The 17,183-nt window shown below is 60.3% G+C and carries 14 protein-coding genes and 5 tRNA genes; 4 read left to right on the forward strand and 15 right to left on the reverse strand.

Going from position 1 to position 17,183, the window contains the following annotated elements:
- Window positions 1-192 precede the first annotated feature (192 nt).
- The 6 genes from IEX57_RS16100 to IEX57_RS16125 form a co-directional block, all read right to left on the reverse strand.
- Window positions 193-268: transfer RNA gene (locus IEX57_RS16100), tRNA-Ala, on the reverse strand.
- A gap of 6 nt (window positions 269-274) precedes the next feature.
- A tRNA-Glu gene (locus IEX57_RS16105) sits at window positions 275-350 on the reverse strand.
- Window positions 351-388: 38 nt separating this feature from the next.
- Window positions 389-465: transfer RNA gene (locus IEX57_RS16110), tRNA-Arg, on the reverse strand.
- A gap of 84 nt (window positions 466-549) precedes the next feature.
- Window positions 550-625 (reverse strand) — tRNA-Glu (locus IEX57_RS16115).
- Window positions 626-684: 59 nt separating this feature from the next.
- Window positions 685-760, reverse strand: a tRNA-Ala gene (locus IEX57_RS16120).
- 70 nt (window positions 761-830) lie between these two features.
- Entirely contained in the window at window positions 831-1,631 is an 801-nt protein-coding gene (locus tag IEX57_RS16125; RefSeq protein WP_188705435.1) for an outer membrane protein assembly factor BamD, read from the reverse strand.
- Here IEX57_RS16125 and rluD point away from each other — a divergent pair.
- The 4 genes from rluD (at window position 1,630) to IEX57_RS16145 (ending at window position 4,547) form a co-directional block, all read left to right on the forward strand.
- Window positions 1,630-2,682, forward strand: coding sequence for a 23S rRNA pseudouridine(1911/1915/1917) synthase RluD (gene rluD, locus IEX57_RS16130; RefSeq protein WP_188705438.1), 1,053 nt, complete (start codon window positions 1,630-1,632; stop codon window positions 2,680-2,682). The two genes, IEX57_RS16125 and rluD, sit on opposite strands and share 2 nt — an antisense overlap.
- A complete protein-coding gene (pgeF, locus tag IEX57_RS16135; RefSeq protein ID WP_188705440.1) occupies window positions 2,669-3,406 on the forward strand; it encodes a peptidoglycan editing factor PgeF in 738 nt (245 codons plus the stop codon). Before rluD ends, pgeF begins: the two co-directional genes overlap by 14 nt.
- Window positions 3,407-3,435: 29 nt before the next feature.
- Complete coding sequence (locus IEX57_RS16140) at window positions 3,436-3,624, forward strand: Lar family restriction alleviation protein (RefSeq protein WP_188705441.1); 189 nt, start codon at window positions 3,436-3,438, stop codon at window positions 3,622-3,624.
- Between the two features lie 275 nt (window positions 3,625-3,899).
- Window positions 3,900-4,547 carry a peptidoglycan DD-metalloendopeptidase family protein gene (locus tag IEX57_RS16145; RefSeq protein WP_188705443.1) on the forward strand — a complete coding sequence of 216 codons (648 nt, stop codon included), beginning with the start codon at window positions 3,900-3,902 and terminating at the stop codon, window positions 4,545-4,547.
- A gap of 105 nt (window positions 4,548-4,652) precedes the next feature.
- On the opposite strand, the gene IEX57_RS16150 is transcribed toward IEX57_RS16145, so the two are convergent.
- The 9 genes from IEX57_RS16150 to IEX57_RS16190 all read right to left on the reverse strand — a co-directional run bounded on the left by IEX57_RS16150 (window position 4,653) and on the right by IEX57_RS16190 (window position 16,978).
- The gene (locus IEX57_RS16150) at window positions 4,653-5,984 is read right to left on the reverse strand and encodes an NCS2 family permease (protein WP_188705445.1); all 1,332 of its coding nucleotides are present in this window, start codon (window positions 5,982-5,984) and stop codon (window positions 4,653-4,655) included.
- A 97-nt stretch (window positions 5,985-6,081) separates the two neighbouring features.
- Entirely contained in the window at window positions 6,082-6,756 is a 675-nt protein-coding gene (locus tag IEX57_RS16155) for a response regulator (protein WP_188705447.1), read from the reverse strand.
- Window positions 6,749-8,674, reverse strand: coding sequence for a type IV pili methyl-accepting chemotaxis transducer N-terminal domain-containing protein (locus tag IEX57_RS16160; RefSeq protein ID WP_188705448.1), 1,926 nt, complete (start codon window positions 8,672-8,674; stop codon window positions 6,749-6,751). The genes IEX57_RS16155 and IEX57_RS16160 overlap by 8 nt, the downstream gene beginning before the upstream one ends.
- 71 nt (window positions 8,675-8,745) lie before the next feature.
- Window positions 8,746-9,255, reverse strand: coding sequence for a molybdopterin-guanine dinucleotide biosynthesis protein B (gene mobB, locus IEX57_RS16165; protein WP_188705450.1), 510 nt, complete (start codon window positions 9,253-9,255; stop codon window positions 8,746-8,748).
- On the reverse strand, window positions 9,255-10,229 hold the full coding sequence (moaA, locus tag IEX57_RS16170; protein WP_229709080.1) for a GTP 3',8-cyclase MoaA: 975 nt from the start codon (window positions 10,227-10,229) through the stop codon (window positions 9,255-9,257). Before moaA ends, mobB begins: the two co-directional genes overlap by 1 nt.
- Window positions 10,230-10,380: 151 nt before the next feature.
- Window positions 10,381-11,058: a respiratory nitrate reductase subunit gamma gene (gene narI, locus IEX57_RS16175; protein WP_188705454.1), complete on the reverse strand. Its 678-nt coding sequence runs from the start codon at window positions 11,056-11,058 to the stop codon at window positions 10,381-10,383.
- Between the two features lie 15 nt (window positions 11,059-11,073).
- Window positions 11,074-11,733, reverse strand: coding sequence for a nitrate reductase molybdenum cofactor assembly chaperone (narJ, locus tag IEX57_RS16180; RefSeq protein WP_308433877.1), 660 nt, complete (start codon window positions 11,731-11,733; stop codon window positions 11,074-11,076).
- Window positions 11,730-13,286 (reverse strand): nitrate reductase subunit beta, encoded by a 1,557-nt coding sequence (narH, locus tag IEX57_RS16185; RefSeq protein WP_188705456.1) that lies wholly within the window; start codon window positions 13,284-13,286, stop codon window positions 11,730-11,732. Before narH ends, narJ begins: the two co-directional genes overlap by 4 nt.
- On the reverse strand, window positions 13,283-16,978 hold the full coding sequence (locus IEX57_RS16190; RefSeq protein ID WP_188705458.1) for a nitrate reductase subunit alpha: 3,696 nt from the start codon (window positions 16,976-16,978) through the stop codon (window positions 13,283-13,285). The genes narH and IEX57_RS16190 overlap by 4 nt, the downstream gene beginning before the upstream one ends.
- Window positions 16,979-17,183 lie beyond the last annotated feature (205 nt).

A 17,183-nucleotide genomic window follows, 5' to 3' on the forward strand; every position in this document is an offset into this window, starting at 1 on the left:
AAAACGCAAAACGGGCCGTGTTTTCCGGTCGCATCGGGTAAAAATGGTGTTTGGGGGTACGGTCTGGAACAGAGAGCGGCGCTCTGGCGGGCGCCAGATACACAGGGACAACAACAGGAAGGAAAACAGGGGTGGACGGGAATGGGAGCAGAAATGAAAACGGCCACCTGCAAGCAGGTGGCCGATTCATTTTGGTGGAGCTAAGCGGGATCGAACCGCTGACCTCTTGCATGCCATGCAAGCGCTCTCCCAGCTGAGCTATAGCCCCGAAATATGGCGTCCCCACGGGGATTCGAACCCCGGTTATCGCCGTGAAAGGGCGGTGTCCTAGGCCTCTAGACGATGGGGACAGGATCTGGGTAAACAGAAGATTACAGCAAGGAAGAAATGGTGCGCCCGGAGCGATTCGAACGCCCGACCCTCTGGTTCGTAGCCAGATACTCTATCCAACTGAGCTACGGGCGCACTAGACTTCACAACTGATACAACTGTTTTTCTACTTCTACTACTTTACTGCTACTTTACTGCTACTGCACACCACTGGTGTAGTGGCGTCCCCACGGGGATTCGAACCCCGGTTATCGCCGTGAAAGGGCGGTGTCCTAGGCCTCTAGACGATGGGGACGTCTAAACATTTATGCGGCTACTCAAGAGTTACTGCATTCCTGAGCAGCCGCATCTGTTTGGTGGAGCTAAGCGGGATCGAACCGCTGACCTCTTGCATGCCATGCAAGCGCTCTCCCAGCTGAGCTATAGCCCCGAAAGAGATGCGCATTGTAGGTGACGATATGATGCTTGTAAACCCCCAAGCGCATTTTTTTAATTTTTTGTTACCAGAGGGTCCACCACGAGCCGGTCTTCCAGTAGCTGTCTTCCAGGACGACAGTATTGGGGTAGTTCTGCAGCAGCACGCGCTTGGCGTCGTCACGCAGTTCGGTCAGCCCCAGCTTGTCGTAGGAACGCACCATGATGCCCAGCGCCGGTTCCACCATCTTGGTGTTGCCGAAGTTCTCCACAAGGCCCTTGCCGCGATTGGCTGCAGCCAGGTAGGCGCCACGACGGTAGTAGTACTTGGCAACATAAAGTTCATGGTTGGCCAGCGCACCGACAAGGTAAGCCATGCGGCTGCGGGCATCCTCGGCATATTTGCTGTCCGGATAGCGGTCGACCAGCTCTTTGAAGGCGTCGAACGAGTCACGGGCGGCTTTCGGGTCACGCTCGGCCATATCCTGTTTGGCCAGCGCAGACAGGAAACCCTGCGTCTCGTTAAAGTTGACAAGTCCCTTCAGATACAGCGCATAGTCCATACTGGGGTGAGCCGGATACTGCTTCATGAAGCGATCCAGCGAAGCCAGTGCGGGCTGGGCATCCATGTTCTTGTACTGGTTGTACGCCATTTCCAGCAAGGCCTGCTGCGCGAAACGGCCGTACGGATAACGCGCTTCCAGCGCCTCGAACAATTTGGTGGAGCGGTCCCAGTTATGGCTCGATTGCTCGTTCTTGCCCTCGTTGTAGATCTTCTCGGCCGACCAGCCTTTGGTCTCGTCCTGCTCGTCCGGCGTGGACGCACAACCGGCCAGCAACAAAGCAGCCACTGCGAATGCGGCGATTCGCGGTAAAATCTTGTTCATGATGAATCCCGAATTAGAACCCGACGATTATAGCGATTTCGCGCAGCCGCGTATCCTGGCCGTACCCCAGGAATGTGCTGGGTCCCGACTGGATGCCGCGCTGGCGCAATTGTTACCTGATTATTCACGCAACCGGCTGGCCGGCTGGGTGAAGGATGGCCTTGTCACCGTTGACGGCCAGCCTGCCACACCCAAGACCAAGCTGTGGGGCGGCGAGACGCTGTCTGTCGATATCCAGCCTGATCCGGAGGAAGTGGCATTCCAGCCGGAAAACATTGAACTGGACGTCATTTACGAAGACGACGCCATCCTTGTGATCGATAAACCGGCCGGGCTGGTCGTCCATCCCGGCAGCGGCAACTGGTCCGGCACCTTGCTCAACGGGTTGCTGCACCACTACCCCGAACTCAAAACCGTGCCCAGAGCCGGCATCGTACACCGTCTGGACAAGGACACCAGCGGCTTGATGGTGGTGGCGCGCACGCTGGTTGCGCAAAACCACCTGGTCAAACAACTGCAAGCCCATACCGTCAAGCGCCATTATCTGGCGATTGCCCAGGGCCTGGTCAAGCGCGACGGTACGGTTGACGCCCCGATTGGCCGTCATCCCAAAGAACGCACGCGCATGGCGGTGGTAGGCACCGGCAAGCACGCAGTAACGCATTACCGGGTGCTGGAGAAGTTCGACGGCTTTACCTTGATTGAGTGCCGCCTTGAAACCGGCCGCACACATCAGATCCGCGTGCACATGTCGCACCTGGGCCATCCGCTGGCGGCAGACCCGGTTTACAGTGGCCGTGCCAAGCGGCTGGAACCGGAAATCATGCTGGCGCTGGAAGACTTCAGCCGTCAGGCCCTGCATGCGCGCAAGCTGTCGTTGACGCATCCGGTCACCGGCAAGGTCATGAGCTGGCGCTCGCCCATTCCGCTTGATTTTGAATCGCTGCTCAATGTCATGCGCGCCCAGGCGGGTCTTGATGAGACCTGGGATGAAGAAGAAGACTGGGGCGATGACGAACACGATATGGAAGTCATCTATGTCAGAGACTAGAACCGATCCCTTTTTCCTGATGCCGGACTGGCCCGCGCCAGCCAACGTCATGGCGTTGATGACGACGCGTCATGGCGGCGTGAGCAGCGCCCCCTGGGACGGTTTCAATCTGGGCACGCATGTGGGCGACCACCCCGAGGCGGTCGCCGCCAACCGAGCCCTCTTGCGCCAGCACCTGCCTGCCGAGCCCAAGTGGCTTAATCAGGTGCACGGCACGGCGGTATCGCTGACCGGCCATTGCGACGCTGATGCCAGCGTGGCCAGGGCGGCCGATGATGTTTGCGTGATCATGACGGCTGACTGCCTGCCGGTGCTGTTCTGTGATCGCGCGGGCACCGTGGTTGCCGCCGCCCACGCCGGCTGGCGCGGGCTGTGCAACGGGGTGCTGGAGGCCACGCTGGAGAGCATGCAGTGCCCGGCCGAAGAGATCATGGCCTGGCTGGGCCCTGCCATTGGCCCCGATCAGTTCGAGGTCGGCGCGGAAGTGCGCGAGGCGTTCATGGCACATGATCCGCAAGCGGCCAGCGCCTTCAAGCCTGGCGCCACCGATGGCAAATGGCTGGCCGATATCTACGCCCTGGCCGGCCAGCGGCTGGCGGCAGCGGGCATTGGCAGCATTCACGGCGGCGGTTTGTGTACCGTCAGCGACAGCCGCAATTTCTTTTCTTACCGGCGCGACAAACAGACCGGCCGCATGGCGGCGCTGATCTGGTTGACGTCCTGATCCATTCATCAAGAACAAAGCGAATTTTCATGTCCGGCACCACCACCGAAATCCAGCCCTGCCCGCGCTGCGGCGCCCACGCCGAAGTCCGCAAGGCCGGCGCCAACCGCGTCTGGCTGGAGTGCAGCAAATATGGCCGCAACGGCAATTGCAGCATGATCAGCACGCCGCAGCCCAATCGCAAAGAAGCGATTGCCGCCTGGAACAAGCTCAAGTAAACGCCGCTGCCGCGGCCCCGGGCGGCCCGCCTCGCCTGTTATATGCAGTGCCAACTGGCTGACCGGCATATCTGTTGCGATCCGCCCCGTCAGCCGCCGTATCACCAGGCCTCGCAACGCCCGGGCCGAGCAGATGCAAGCCACAGGCCAGGTATTACCAGGAACAAGCTTTGGGATTATCCCGCGCCTGCCATTACAATCTGCGGCAATCACAACCCATTTTCAGCGCCGTGACTTCCTTTTCTGCCTGTATTCTCCGCCTGGCCTGCACCGGCATGCTTGCCGCCACACTGGCCGCATGCAGCAGTACCCCCGAAGAACCCGTCGGCACCGGTTATTACCGCGTGCAAAAAGGGGACACGCTCTATCGTATTGCCGTCAACAACGGCCAGAGCGTGAACAACCTGGCGCGCTGGAACAACCTGAAAGATGCGACGGCGATTGAAGTCGGCCAGGTCCTGCGGGTAAAACCGCCGGGCAGCACCACCGCCAGCAGCAAGCCCGCGCCAGCCAAGCCGGCTACTGCGCAGGCGACCACGCCCACCCCTGTCCCCACGGCGGCACCGAAGATCGCCCTGATCTGGCCCGCCAAAGGGCCGGAACTGAAGACCTCTGCCACCCGCAATAACGGTATTGATATCGGTGGCGACAAGGGCTCGCCCGTGGTGGCCGCTGCCGCCGGCAAGGTGGTGTATGCCGGAGAAGGCATCCGTGGTTACGGCAAATTGCTGGTGATCAAGCACAATCAGGATTACCTGACCGCCTACGCCCACAACAACAATCTGCTGGTCAACGAAGGTGACCAGGTCAGCCAGGGCCAGAAAATTGCCACCATGGGCGACAGCGGCGCGGACCGTGTGATGCTGCATTTCGAGTTGCGCTACAAGGGCAAGGCCGTCGACCCGACGGACTTCCTGCCGTAAACGGCAGCCACAAAAAAGGGCGGAATCTCCGCCCTTTTTGCTGATAGGTACTACCCGGCTGCCCCATGCTGCTTTTGCTGTTACCAGCCTGGGGCAGATGCCAGATCAGTGGCTGCCATCCATGATGAACTTGATCAGGAAGAGCACTGCCACCACCAGCACCGGCAGGCGAATTTCGCGCCAGCGGCCCGTGCCCGCTTTCATCACGCAATAGGCAATGAAACCGCCGGCGATGCCTTCGGTAATCGAAAAGCAGAATGGCATCATCACCGCAGTAATGAAGGCCGGCACGCTTTCGGTCATGTCATCCCAGTTGATGCGCTTGAGTTCTGCCGTCATCAGCACGCCCACAAAAATCAGCGCACCTGCAGCGGCATAAGCCGGCACCATGGCCGCCAGCGGCGAGAAAAAGATCGCCAGCAAGAACAGCACGCCGACCGCCACCGCGGTCAGCCCGGTGCGCCCGCCCACAGACACGCCGGCCGAGCTTTCGATGTAAGTCGAGATCGCCGAGGTGCCCATGAACGCGCCCAGCACAGAGGCCGTGCTATCGACCAGCAAGGCCTGTTTCATGCGCGGGAAACGGCCGTGCTCATCCGCCAGGCCAGCCTTGCCGGCCACCCCAATCAGCGTGCCGGAAGAATCAAACAGACTGACCAGCATGAACGAGAAAATCACCGCGCCCATACCAAGGCTGAACGAGTCCTTGATGGCCAGCTGGCCAAACACGTTGGCAATCGACGGCGGCAACGAAGCCACGCCGTGGAAGGTGACATCGCCAAACAGATAGCCCAGCACCGTGGTGACGAGGATGGCGATCAGTACGGCGGCGTGAATCCCGCGTGAGGCCAGGATGGCAATGATGAAAAAGCCCAGCGTACCCAGCACGCACGGCAGCGACGTCAGCTTGCCAACGGTTACCATGGTGGCCGGGCTGGCGACAACGATACCGGCATTGTGCAAGCCCATCAGCGCAATCATCAGCCCGATACCGGCGCCAATGCCCGCGCGCAGTGCAAACGGAATGCTGGCAATCAGCCAGTAACGCACACGCAGCACGGTCAGCAGGAAGAACCCGATCGCCCCCCAGAAAATGGCGCCCATGCCCACTTGCCAGGTCAGGTGCTGACCACCGACCACCACAAAGGCAAAAAAGGCATTCAAACCCATGGCCGGCGCCAGCGCGATCGGCAAATTGGCAACCAGCCCCATGCCGATACTGCCGATGGCGGCGATCAGGCACGTCACCACAAACACGGCCTGGGTATCCATACCGGCGGCGGAGAGAATCTGCGGATTGACGAAGATGATGTACACCATCGTCAAAAAGGTGGTGGCACCGGCAATAAGCTCGGTACGCACATCGGTGCCATGTTCGCGCAGTTTGAACACGCGCTCGAACAGGCCGCCGTTCGCGGCGGAGGTGTTTTGCTGCATGGGTGGTTCCGGTTTCGTTTCTGTTTTTAAAAGGCGTGCGCAATATACGCGGCCCGCGCAACGGCGTTAACCCGGCGTGGCCGGTTTCGCACCAATGTCAGGACAAATGGTTGCCTTCGCTGGCGCCCAGACCGTGTTCGACCGCGTACACGGCCGCCTGCACCCGGCTGGAGAGCCCCAGTTTCTTGAGGATGTTCTGCACATGAATCTTGACTGTGCTTTCGGCCAGATCAAGCCGGCGGGCGATCACCTTGTTGGCCTCGCCCAGCGCCAGATAGCCCAGGATTTCGCGTTCACGCGGGGTGAGCTTGTCTTCCTCACGCAGCGCCGGCGGGGTGGTACTGGCCACGCGGAACTGCTGCACCAGCTTGGCTGTCATCGGCTCGGCCACCACCGCCTCACCAGCGCGGGCACGATGGATGGCGCTGACCAGATAATCGGCATCAATATTCTTGAGCAAATAGCCGCGCGCACCGGCACGCAAGGCGGTGGCAAGGTCATCGGCGTCTTCTGACACCGTCAGCATCAGCACCGCCAGCGTGGGCGCGTCCTGCAGCATCAGGCTAAGTGCTTCCACGCCAGAGAGCCCGGGCATGTTCAGATCCAGCAGCACGACATCGGGCCTGAGCGCATGCGCCAGTTTGACCGCCTCAGCGCCATCGGCAGCCTCACCGATGACTTCAAAATCCGGCTGTCGCCCCAGCAACAAGCGGATACCGCTGCGAAACAGCGTGTGATCATCCACCAGCAATACGCGAACCGTGTCAGACATTGGCGCCCTCTCCCTGGGTTACTGCGGCGCGTTGCATGGTCAGCACCACGCTCACGCCTTTGTCATTGATCAGATCAAGCTGCGCCCCGAGACGCTCCGCCCGTTCGCGCATGATATTGAGCCCCACATGGCGTTCGGCCCGGCGGGCCATCTCTGCTTCGTCAAACCCGCGCCCGTTGTCACGGATCATCAGTTCCAGCGGGGTGTCGTTGTGCAAGGTCACTTCAACCAGCGTGGCCTGCGAATGCTTGCGCACGTTAGAGAGCGCCTCTTGCAGGATAAACAATAGTTGTAGCTGCTGGTCTGCCAGCAAGGGCCGGCCCTGACCCGTCAGTTTGAGCGAAGTGGCAATGCCTGTCTGCTTGCGGAATTTATCGATCACCGTCTGCATGGACCCGGGCAGATCGCCTTCTTGCAAACGGGTTCTGAAGTTGAGCAATAACTCGCGCACATCTTCATAGCTTTCGGTGATACCGGCCCGCAACAAGGGGACAATCTCTTGCGCCTCGGCCGTTGCATCACGCTTGAGCGAGTCATCCAGCATCTGCACTTGCAGGTTCAGAAAACTCAGCCCCTGGGCGATGCTGTCGTGCAAACCTTGCGCCATCAGATTGCGTTCTTCCGATACCGCCAGTTCCTTGTCACGCGCGGCCAGCCGCAGGTTATCCAGCGCAATGCCCAGATGCTGCCCCAGCGTGGTCAACAACTGGGTTTCGCGCTCGGAGACATCGCGCTTGTCGGCAAAATGCAGCGTGATCACGCCCAGGTGGTTATCACCGGCGCTGATCGGAAAAGCGCTCACCTGCAGGAAGCCCGCTTCGGCACAAATGGATTGCGGCTGCAGCGGGTGCGGCCGCATCTGCACAATCACCACTTCGCCCTCGCGCGCCGGGGCGCAGTGGCACCCTTCATGCCGGCGACAGACTTCCGCTTCTTGCAGTGATTCGGGCAAGCCCACGCTGGTCATCAGCCAGGCCGACTGGTTCAGCGGATCAATGACGCGCACGCTGCCGGCATCGGCGCCAAACCAGGTGACCAGTCGCTCCAGCACGCCCTGGCAAAGGTTTTGTGAGGTCTGCGGGCGGTTCACGAATGCGACGACGTCATACAGCAAGGAAAGCTCGCCATTCTGGGCGTTCAGTGCGGCGGTTTTTTCTTCCACCCGCTGGGCCAGCGAGCCATACGCCTCTTCCAGCCGGTCGGCCATGCGGTTGAAACTGTGCTGCACTTCGCCAAATTCATCGCGCGATTCCACCGGCAGCCGCACGGTGAAGTCTTTCTCTGTCATGCGCGAAATCCCCCCGCGCAAGCGTTCCAGCGGCCGGAAAATCAGCAAGAACATCAGGTAGATCTGGGCAAACGCGCCGGCAATGGCCATGGCCACAAGGAACATCTGCGACGAGCGCAGCCACAGGGTGCGGCGGGTATTGAGTTGCTCGATCGACAACACGAGGTCATTGATGCGATCGACAAACTGGTCGGCATCCGTGCGAAAAGCCTGCCAGTCTTGCAGGCGCTGGCCCGATTCAATGGGCAAGAACCAGTGACGGCTCAGGCGGGCGTAGTCTTGTTCGATCTCGGCAAAGCGCTGGCGCACGGCCGGGGTATCTGGCAGATACAGCGGCCGGCGTGGATCGCCCTTGCGCAACAGGTCTAGCGTCTGCCGAAAATCCGCGTCTTCTTCGCGCAGGCGGGCATTGAGTTGGGGGCCGTGCGTGCTGGCGTAGTGTTCCAGCGTCAGGGCCATGCGATAGGTGCGCATACGCAGACTGCCAGCCGCGTTAATGGCGGCACCACCGCCTTCCAGTTGCCAGGAAAGATAAAGCGTGATGCCGATCGCCATCAGGCCGACGGCGAGCGTGGCCAGCAGCAGCGCCAGCACCCGCATGGATAACTGGCGGGTTCGCGGCAGCCGCAAGGCGCCTGTTACATGGTCTGGTTTCGTGTCCGGCACGATTGCTCTCACGGTACGTACCGGCCTTGCCGGTGTTATCCGATATCCTGGGCCGATTGCATAATAAAGTCGGCAATGGCGTCGAGGTCATCCAGCCCGAACAAGGCCAGCGCATGCGGCTGTGGCGCGATGTCGTCACTGACCAGCGCAATGATGGAGGCATCATCGATAAAGCGCGGCGGCTTGCCGTTGGCGTCGCGCCAGACTTCCAGCTTGGGAAACGGATGCTGCCGGAAACCCTCGATCAGTGTCAGATCAGCCGGTGCCAGCCTGTTCAGCTGCGTATGGATATCCGGCTCTGGCGCGTCCCGCAATTCATGAAAAATGGCGTAACGGTAGGGCGACACCACCATGACTTCTGCCGCACCCGCAGCACGAAAGCGTGCGCTGTCTTTGTCGGGCGGTTCCAGCATGATGTCATGATGCGAGTGCTTGATGGCGTTAATGCTGACGCCGCGGGCAGTGAATATGCCAATCAGCTTTTCGAGCAAGGTGGTCTTGCCGCTGCCCGAGCTGCCAACCAGACCAAAAACGCGTCGGGTCATCAACCACCCGTCTGGGACATGAAACGCACAATCTTGCCAGGCTGTTCACGAAACTCGTGCCGTTCCGGTTTCAGTTCAATCGCCGTGCGAATGGCCGCTTCAAGTTCTGCGTCCGAGGCACCGTCACGCAAGAGCGGGCGGAATTCAAAGCGCTCTTCCTGACCCAGACACATATACAGCGTGCCATCCACTGCCAGCCGTACGCGGTTACAGGTCGCGCAGAAATGCTGCGAGATCGGGGTGATAAAGCCGATGCGCCCGGCACCATCCGGCGTAGCCCAGTAGCGCGCCGGGCCACCACCCAGTTCACGCGCTTCCGGCACCAGCCCGAAGCGTGCCGCCAGACGCTCGCGCACCGGGCCCAGGTCCAGATACTGCGCGTTACGCCCGGTCTGCCCCATGGGCATGGTTTCAATCAGCCGCAGGATGAAGCCTTGCGCCATGGCGTATTCGGCCATGCGTTCAATCTCATGGTCGTTCACGCCTTTCATGGCGACCATGTTGAGCTTGATCGGCGCAAAGCCTTCGGCCTGCGCGGCGGCAATGCCTTGCATCACGGCATCAAAGGTGTCGCGGCCGGTGATGTGCGCGTTACAGGCACCATCCAGCGTATCCAGACTGATATTCAGACGGTCCACACCGGCGGCGCGCAAGGCTTTGGCGTGGCGGGCCAGTTGCGTGGCATTGGTCGAGAGGGAGAGATCAAACAGGCCCGGCAGCGCTTTCAGGCGCGCAGCCAGATCAGGCAGATTACGGCGCAGCAGGGGCTCGCCCCCGGTCAGCCGCACCCGCCCTACCCCCACGCGCGCAAAGGCGCCAATCAGGCGTTCGATCTCGGCAAAGGTCAGCCAGTGTTCCGGCTCTTCAAAGCCCTGAAAACCCTTGGGCATGCAGTAGGAACAACGCAGATCACAGCGATCCGTCACCGAGAGCCGCACGTAATCCACCGTCCGGCCAAAGCGGTCGGTCAGGATAGGGGTGCTGGTCTGGGTCTGGCGCAATGGTGCGTTCATGAAATTCCCTGCTCTCAAGCGTCCATTTTATGACTATTAGATACAGATTGATATGCCGGGTGCCTGATCTGGTAATGCGTACATCATAAGGCACCCGGATATCCGGACTGGTTTAACTCCGCGGCCGCACAACCTGCCAGGCGCGCGTGACGTAGGCCGCTGCACCCAGGCCGCTCCAGACATGCACCAGACGCGTGAACGGGAAGATCACAAACAGCGTCATGCCCATGAACATATGCAGCTTGAAGATCAACGGCGCATTGGCGATCAGCTCTGCCGCACCGCCCCGAAAGGTCAGGATACGCTGCGCCCATTCCATGAAGAGCGTCATCATGTGGCCGTCCAGATGTTCTCTGGACACCACAATGGTCGACAGGCCCAGCAGCAGCGTGACCAGGATCCAGCCCAGAGTCAGTTTGTCGCGCCAGTGGGTCAAGGCTTTCAGCCGTTCATCACTGAAGCGGCGGTGGAGCAATACCAGCAGGCCAACCAGCGCCATGCTGCCAAACACACCACCGGCCACCATGGCGATCATCTGCTTCACGCTGTGCGGCACGCCCAGGGCATCCCAGATCCAGATGGGCGTGAGCAAACCGCCCAGATGCCCGAGAAATACCATCAGGATGCCGATGTGAAACAGGTACGAACCCAGGCGCAACTGGCCACGGCGGATCAATTGTGTGGATTCGCTGCGCCAGGTGTATTGCTCACGCTCAAAGCGCACCAGACTGCCAAACAAGAATACCGTCAGCCCGATATAGGGGTAGATGCCAAAGAAAAACTGATTCATGTCGATGCCCTCCCCTTATGCGGCCTGGTTGCGTGGGTAAAACTGGATGGTCTGCGGCGCACCTGGCTTGAGCAGCGGCTCTACGCCGTCTGCGCTGGGCCCGAACATTTCCATGGCTTCATCCATGTCGCGCACGGGCGGTTGCACCAGCGGCAGCGGTTTTACCGTCGCCAGGCTCACCAGCACGTTGAATACGCAGGCGTAGGGTGAGTTCTTCTCTGCCAACCGTTCGCCAATGACCGCGATCACGTGAATGGCTTCGTCCAGGAACGATTGCGCGGTGGCTTGATCCACGCCGCCCAGGAACTCCAGCAGCAACGGCAGGTAATCCGGCAGCTCGCTGGCCTCGACCTGGAAACCGTGTTCTTTGTAGGCATCCATCAGGTCAACCATGGCCGGGCCACGATCGCGGCTTTCGCCGTGAATATGCTCGAACAGGTGCAAGGAATACTTGCGGCCGCGGTCAAAGGTATCGACATACACTTCCTGCGCGGCAATCAGCGAGTGCGCGCGCAAGTGCGCGAACAGCGGCGCCAGCTTGACGCGCAGGCCGGCCGGCGCCAGCGCCAGCAAGCCATCCAGTTCTGGCAGCGCATCCAGCAGGTCTTGTTCCGGGTACTGCAACAGCGCGGACATCACCTGAAAATGTACGGTTTGCGGAATGCGCATGTTCATGACTGCACCTCCGATTTGTTTTTGCGGGACTTGGGCATATCCACAAAGATGGTGCTGCCTTGTTTACGCTGGCCAAACAACCCTTCGGTTGAAGCGCCGCCCGAGCAGCCGTTGCCAAAGGTGAAACCACAGGCGGCCTTGTCGTTGAAGCTGTCTTCCACCTGTTCCTTGTGGCTGGACGGAATGACAAAGCGGTCTTCGTAATTGGCAATCGCCATCACTTTGTACATTTCATCCACCTGCGCCTGCGTCAGCCCGACCTGCTTGAGCACCTCCAGGTTTTCGGTCTGATGTACCGACTTGTCACGCATATAAGCGCGCATCGCCAGCATGCGTTCCAGCGCAGCCAGCACCGGTTTTTCGTCCCCGGCGGTTAGCAGGTTGGCCAGATACTGCAGCGGAATCCGCAACTCGCTCACGTCCGGCAAGATGCCGTGCTTGCCCAGCAGGCCAGACTCAGCGGCCGACTGGATCGGCGAGAGCGGCGGCACGTACCAGACCATGGGCAAGGTGCGGTATTCCGGATGCAGCGGGAAGGCGATCTTCCATTCCATCGCCATCTTGTAGACCGGGGATTTGACGGCGGCATCCAGCCAGGATTGCGGGATACCCTGCTTGAGCGCTTCGGCCTGGACTTCGGGCGAATGCGGGTCAAGAAAGACCTTGAGTTGCGCAGCGTAGAGGTCTTGTTCGTTCTCTACTGACGCGGCATTTTCGATCTGGTCGGCGTCATACAGCATCACGCCCAGATAGCGGATACGGCCCACGCAAGACTCTGAACACACGGTGGGCTGGCCGCCTTCAATCCGTGGGAAGCAGAAGGTGCACTTCTCGGCTTTGCCAGACTGCCAGTTGTAGTAAATCTTCTTGTACGGGCAGCCCGATACGCACATGCGCCAGCCGCGGCATTTGTCCTGATCAACCAGCACAATGCCATCGTCTTCACGCTTGTAGACCGAGCCGGACGGGCACGACGCCACGCAGGCCGGGTTCAGGCAGTGTTCGCACAGGCGCGGCAGATACATCATGAAGGTGTTCTCGAACGTGCTGTACATCTCTTTTTGCACGTTCTCGAACAAGACGTCCTTGCTGCGTTTGGCAAACTCGCCGCCCAGATCGTCTTCCCAGTTCGGGCCCCAGTGGATTTTCTCCATCTTCTTGCCGGTGATCACCGACACCGGGCGCGCGGTGGGCGGTGTTTGCGATTCTTTGGCGTTTTGCAGATGCTCGTAATCGTAGGTAAACGGCTCGTAGTAGTCGTCGATTTCCGGCAGGTTGGGGTTGGCAAACATCTGCGCCAGAATGCGCAGCTTGCCGCCCTGACGCGGTTCGATCTTGCCCGAAGGCAGCCGTTTCCAGCCGCCATTCCATTTTTTCTGGTTTTCCCATTCCTTGGGGTAACCAATGCCAGGTTTGGTCTCGACATTGTTGAACCAGGCGTATTCCACGCCATCGCGGCTGGTCCAGACGTTTTTACAGGTGACAGAACAAGTATGGCAGCCGATGCATTTGTCCAGATTGAGCACCATGGCGACTTGGGCACGGATTTTCATTTTTTGTCTCCTTCAAGCGGTGCTTCCATCCAGTCCACGTGCTTCATCTTCCGGACAATCACAAACTCATCACGGTTAGCGCCGACGGTGCCGTAGTAGTTAAAGCCGTAGGCTTGCTGCGCATAGCCGCCGATCATGTGCGTGGGCTTGGTGACCGTACGGGTGACCGAGTTGTGAATACCGCCGCGCTTGCCGCTGGTTTCCGCGCCCGGCACGTTCACGATCTTTTCCTGGGCGTGGTACATCAGGGTCATGCCGTCCGGCACGCGCTGGCTCACCACCGCGCGGGCGGTCAGCGTGCCATTGCTGTTGAAGACTTCGATCCAGTCGTTGTCGGCAATACCGGCCTTTCTGGCATCGGCCTCAGACAGCCATACGTGCGGGCCGCCGCGGCTGAGCGTCAACATGCGCAGGTTGTCGGAATAGGTCGAGTGAATGCCCCATTTCTGGTGCGGCGTGATGAAGTTCAGCACGATCTCCGGCTCGCCGTTGGGCACCTTGCCCAGCATGGGCGCAACGGTTTTCAGATCGACTGGCGGCTTGTACACGCAAAAGCCTTCGCCAAAATCGAGCATCCAGCGGTGATCCTGGTAGAACTGCTGGCGGCCGGTGAGCGTGCGCCAGGGGATCAGCTCGTGCACATTGGTGTAACCGGCGTTGTAGCTGACTTCTTCGCTTTCAATGCCAGACCAGGTGGGCGAACTGATGATCTTGCGCGGTTGCGCCTGAACGTCGCGGAAGCGGATTTTTTCATGCTCGCGGCCATTGGCCAGATGCGTGTGATCGCGCCCGGTCACGGCAGAGAGCGCCGTCCAGGACTTCACCGCCACATGGCCATTGGTTTCCGGCGCCAGGGTCAGGATCATCTCCGCCGCATCAATGGCGGTATCCAGTCTGGGCTGGCCGTTGGCTGCAACGCCGTTGAGCGCGGCCAGTTCGTCGATCTCATGCCCGGTCTGCCAGAAAATGCCCTTGCCGCCGTTGTTCACGTTCTTCAACAGCGGGCCGATGGTGGTGAATTTCTCGTAGATGCGGTGGTAGTCGCGCTCGACTACCGTCATGTTCGGCGCGGTCTTGCCAGGGATCAGATCGCACTCGCCGTGCTTCCAGTCTTTGGGCGCAAACGGCTGGCCCAGTTCGGCCGGGCTGTCGTGCATCAGCGGGGTCAGCACCAGGTCTTTTTGCACGCCCAGATACGGGCCGGCGATCTCGGTAAATTTCTTCGCGATGGCCTTGTAGATTTCCCAGTCGGTCTTCGATTGCCACAAGGGCTGCACCGCTTCACTCAGCGGGTGAATGAACGGGTGCATGTCAGACGTGTTCAGGTCATCTTTTTCATACCAGGTGGCGGTCGGCAACACGATATCGCCGTACAGACAGGTGGTAGACATGCGGAAATCCAGCACCGTCAGCAGATCAAGTTTGCCCTCTGCCGCCGGACGCACTTTCACTTCGCCCGGTTTGATCGACGTGGTTTCGTCATCGAACACCGCGTTTTGCGTACCCAGCAGGTATTTGAGGAAATACTCATGACCCTTGCCGGACGAACCCAGCAGGTTGGAGCGCCACACAAACAGATTGCGCGGGAAGTTTTTCGGGTTGTCCGGGTCTTCACAGCTCATGTTGAGCGTGCCGGCTTTCAGGCCCTCTACGGCAAACTTCACCGGATCAACCCCGGCGGCATCAGCCTGGCGGGTGATGTCGAACGGGTTGGTTTCCAGTTGCGGGGCTGAGGGCAGCCAGCCCATGCGCTCGGCTTTGGCGTTGAAATCAATCAGCGCCATATTGTCGTACTGACCTGCTCCGGCCTTGGGGCCAAGGATTTCGGCCACAGAGAGTTTCTCGTGCCGCCACTGGCTGGTATGCGCGTAAAAGAAACTGGTGCCGTTCATTTGCCGGGCCGGCCGTTGCCAATCCAGACCAAATGCCAGCGGTGTCCAGCCCGGTTGCGGGCGCAGTTTTTCCTGGCCCACGTAATGCGCCCAGCCGCCACCGCTCTGGCCGACACAGCCGCACATCATCAGCAAGTTGATGATGCCGCGATAGGTCATGTCGTTGTTGAACCAGTGGTTCAGCGCCGCGCCGACCACCACCATGCTCTTGCCATGGGTGTCGTGGGCGTTCTGCGCAAACTCGCGGCCAACGGTAATGACGTCCGCTGCTTTCACGCCGGTATGGCGTTCTTGCCATTTGGGCGTGTAGGCAATGTCATCGGCGTAAGAGGTGGCGACATTGCCGCCGCCGTGGCCGTTATCAACGCCATAATTGGCCAGCATCAGGTCATACACGGTGGCGACCAGCGCGGTACTGCCGTCTTTGAGCGTGACCCGGCGGGCAGGCACGTTGCGGAACAAGAGGTCATCCTTGTCGCCGCCAAAGTAATCAAAACCCACGCTGACGATGTCGTCGGCGCGGTCTTTCAGGCTCAGCAGCGGATCAAGCCCGGCGCCATCGGCCAGGTTTTTCAGTTCCAGATTCCACTTGCCCTTGCGGTCGCCTTCTTCATGCCAGCGCGAGCCGATGGTGCCGTTGGGCACGGCCAGTGCGCCGGTGTTCTGGTCGATCAGGACGGTTTTCCAGTCCGGGTTTTTCGCCTCACCCAGATCGTCTGGCAGCATGGACGCGCGCAGGAAATAATCCGGCGTATAGCCTTCGCCCTGTTCCCGCAATGTCACCAGCATGGGGAAATCGGTGTACTGCTTGCCGTAGCGGGTGAAGTAGTCAGACTTGCCGGTTTTGTGGAATTCATTGAGCACCACGTGGCCCATGGCCAGCGCCAGCGCGGCATCGGTGCCTTGTTTGGGCGCCAGCCAGAGATCGCCAAACTTGGCCATTTCGCCAAAGTCGCTGGAGACCGCCACCGTCTTGGTGCCCTTGTAGCGCACCTCGGTGTAGAAGTGGGCGTCCGGCGTGCGGGTCATGGGGATATTGGAACCCCAGACCATCAGATAGGTGGAGTTGTACCAGTCGGCCGACTCCGGCACGTCGGTCTGTTCGCCCCACACTTGCGGGCTGGCCGGCGGCAAGTCGCAGTACCAGTCGTAAAAACTTAGCGGCACGCCACCGATCAGGCCCAGGTAACGGGCGCCGGCGGCGTAGCTGACCATGCTCATGGCCGGGATAGGGCTGAAGCCGATCACGCGATCCGGGCCGTACTCTTTGGCGGTATAGGCGTTGGCGGCGGCGATCAGTTCGGTGACTTCATCCCAGTTGCTGCGCACAAAGCCGCCCTGCCCGCGCACCTGTTTGTAGCTGTCTGCTTTGGCCTTGTCAGACACGATCGAATGCCAGGCATCAATGGGGCCGAGCGTCTTGCGCGCCTCGCGCCACAGCACGGCCAGGCGGCCACGCAGCATGGGGTATTTCACGCGCTGTGCGGAGTACACATACCAGGAATAAGACGCGCCGCGCGGACAGCCGCGGGGTTCATGGTTAGGCAGATCAGGCCGCGTGCGCGGGTAGTCGGTCTGCTGCAACTCCCAGGTAATCAGCCCGTTCTTCACAAACACGCGCCAGGAACAGGAGCCCGTGCAGTTCACGCCGTGGGTAGAGCGCACCACCTTGTCGTGCGTCCAGCGGTTGCGGTAGCCGTCTTCCCATTTGCGGTCCTCGTTCACCACGGCGCCGTGGCCGTTGGCAAAGGTCTCGCGGGTGCGGGAGAAAAACTTCAAGCGGTCGATCAGGTGACTCATGCGAACCCCGTTTTTTTGATGGTTGCGGGCGCGGCAAACGGATCGCGCCTATTGCAGCCAATGCTAGGCTTCGGGGTGACTGGCCGATATTCGTCAACGGGTGAGCGTGAGGTGATCAAAAGAACTGGGCGGACTAGTTCTTTTGGCCAGGGTGGCGGCCCACACGCGGCCGCGTTGCGCGCTGACAGCAAACCAGGCCAGGAGC

The organism is Silvimonas iriomotensis, from assembly GCF_014645535.1.
GTDB lineage: Bacteria > Pseudomonadota > Gammaproteobacteria > Burkholderiales > Chitinibacteraceae > Silvimonas > Silvimonas iriomotensis.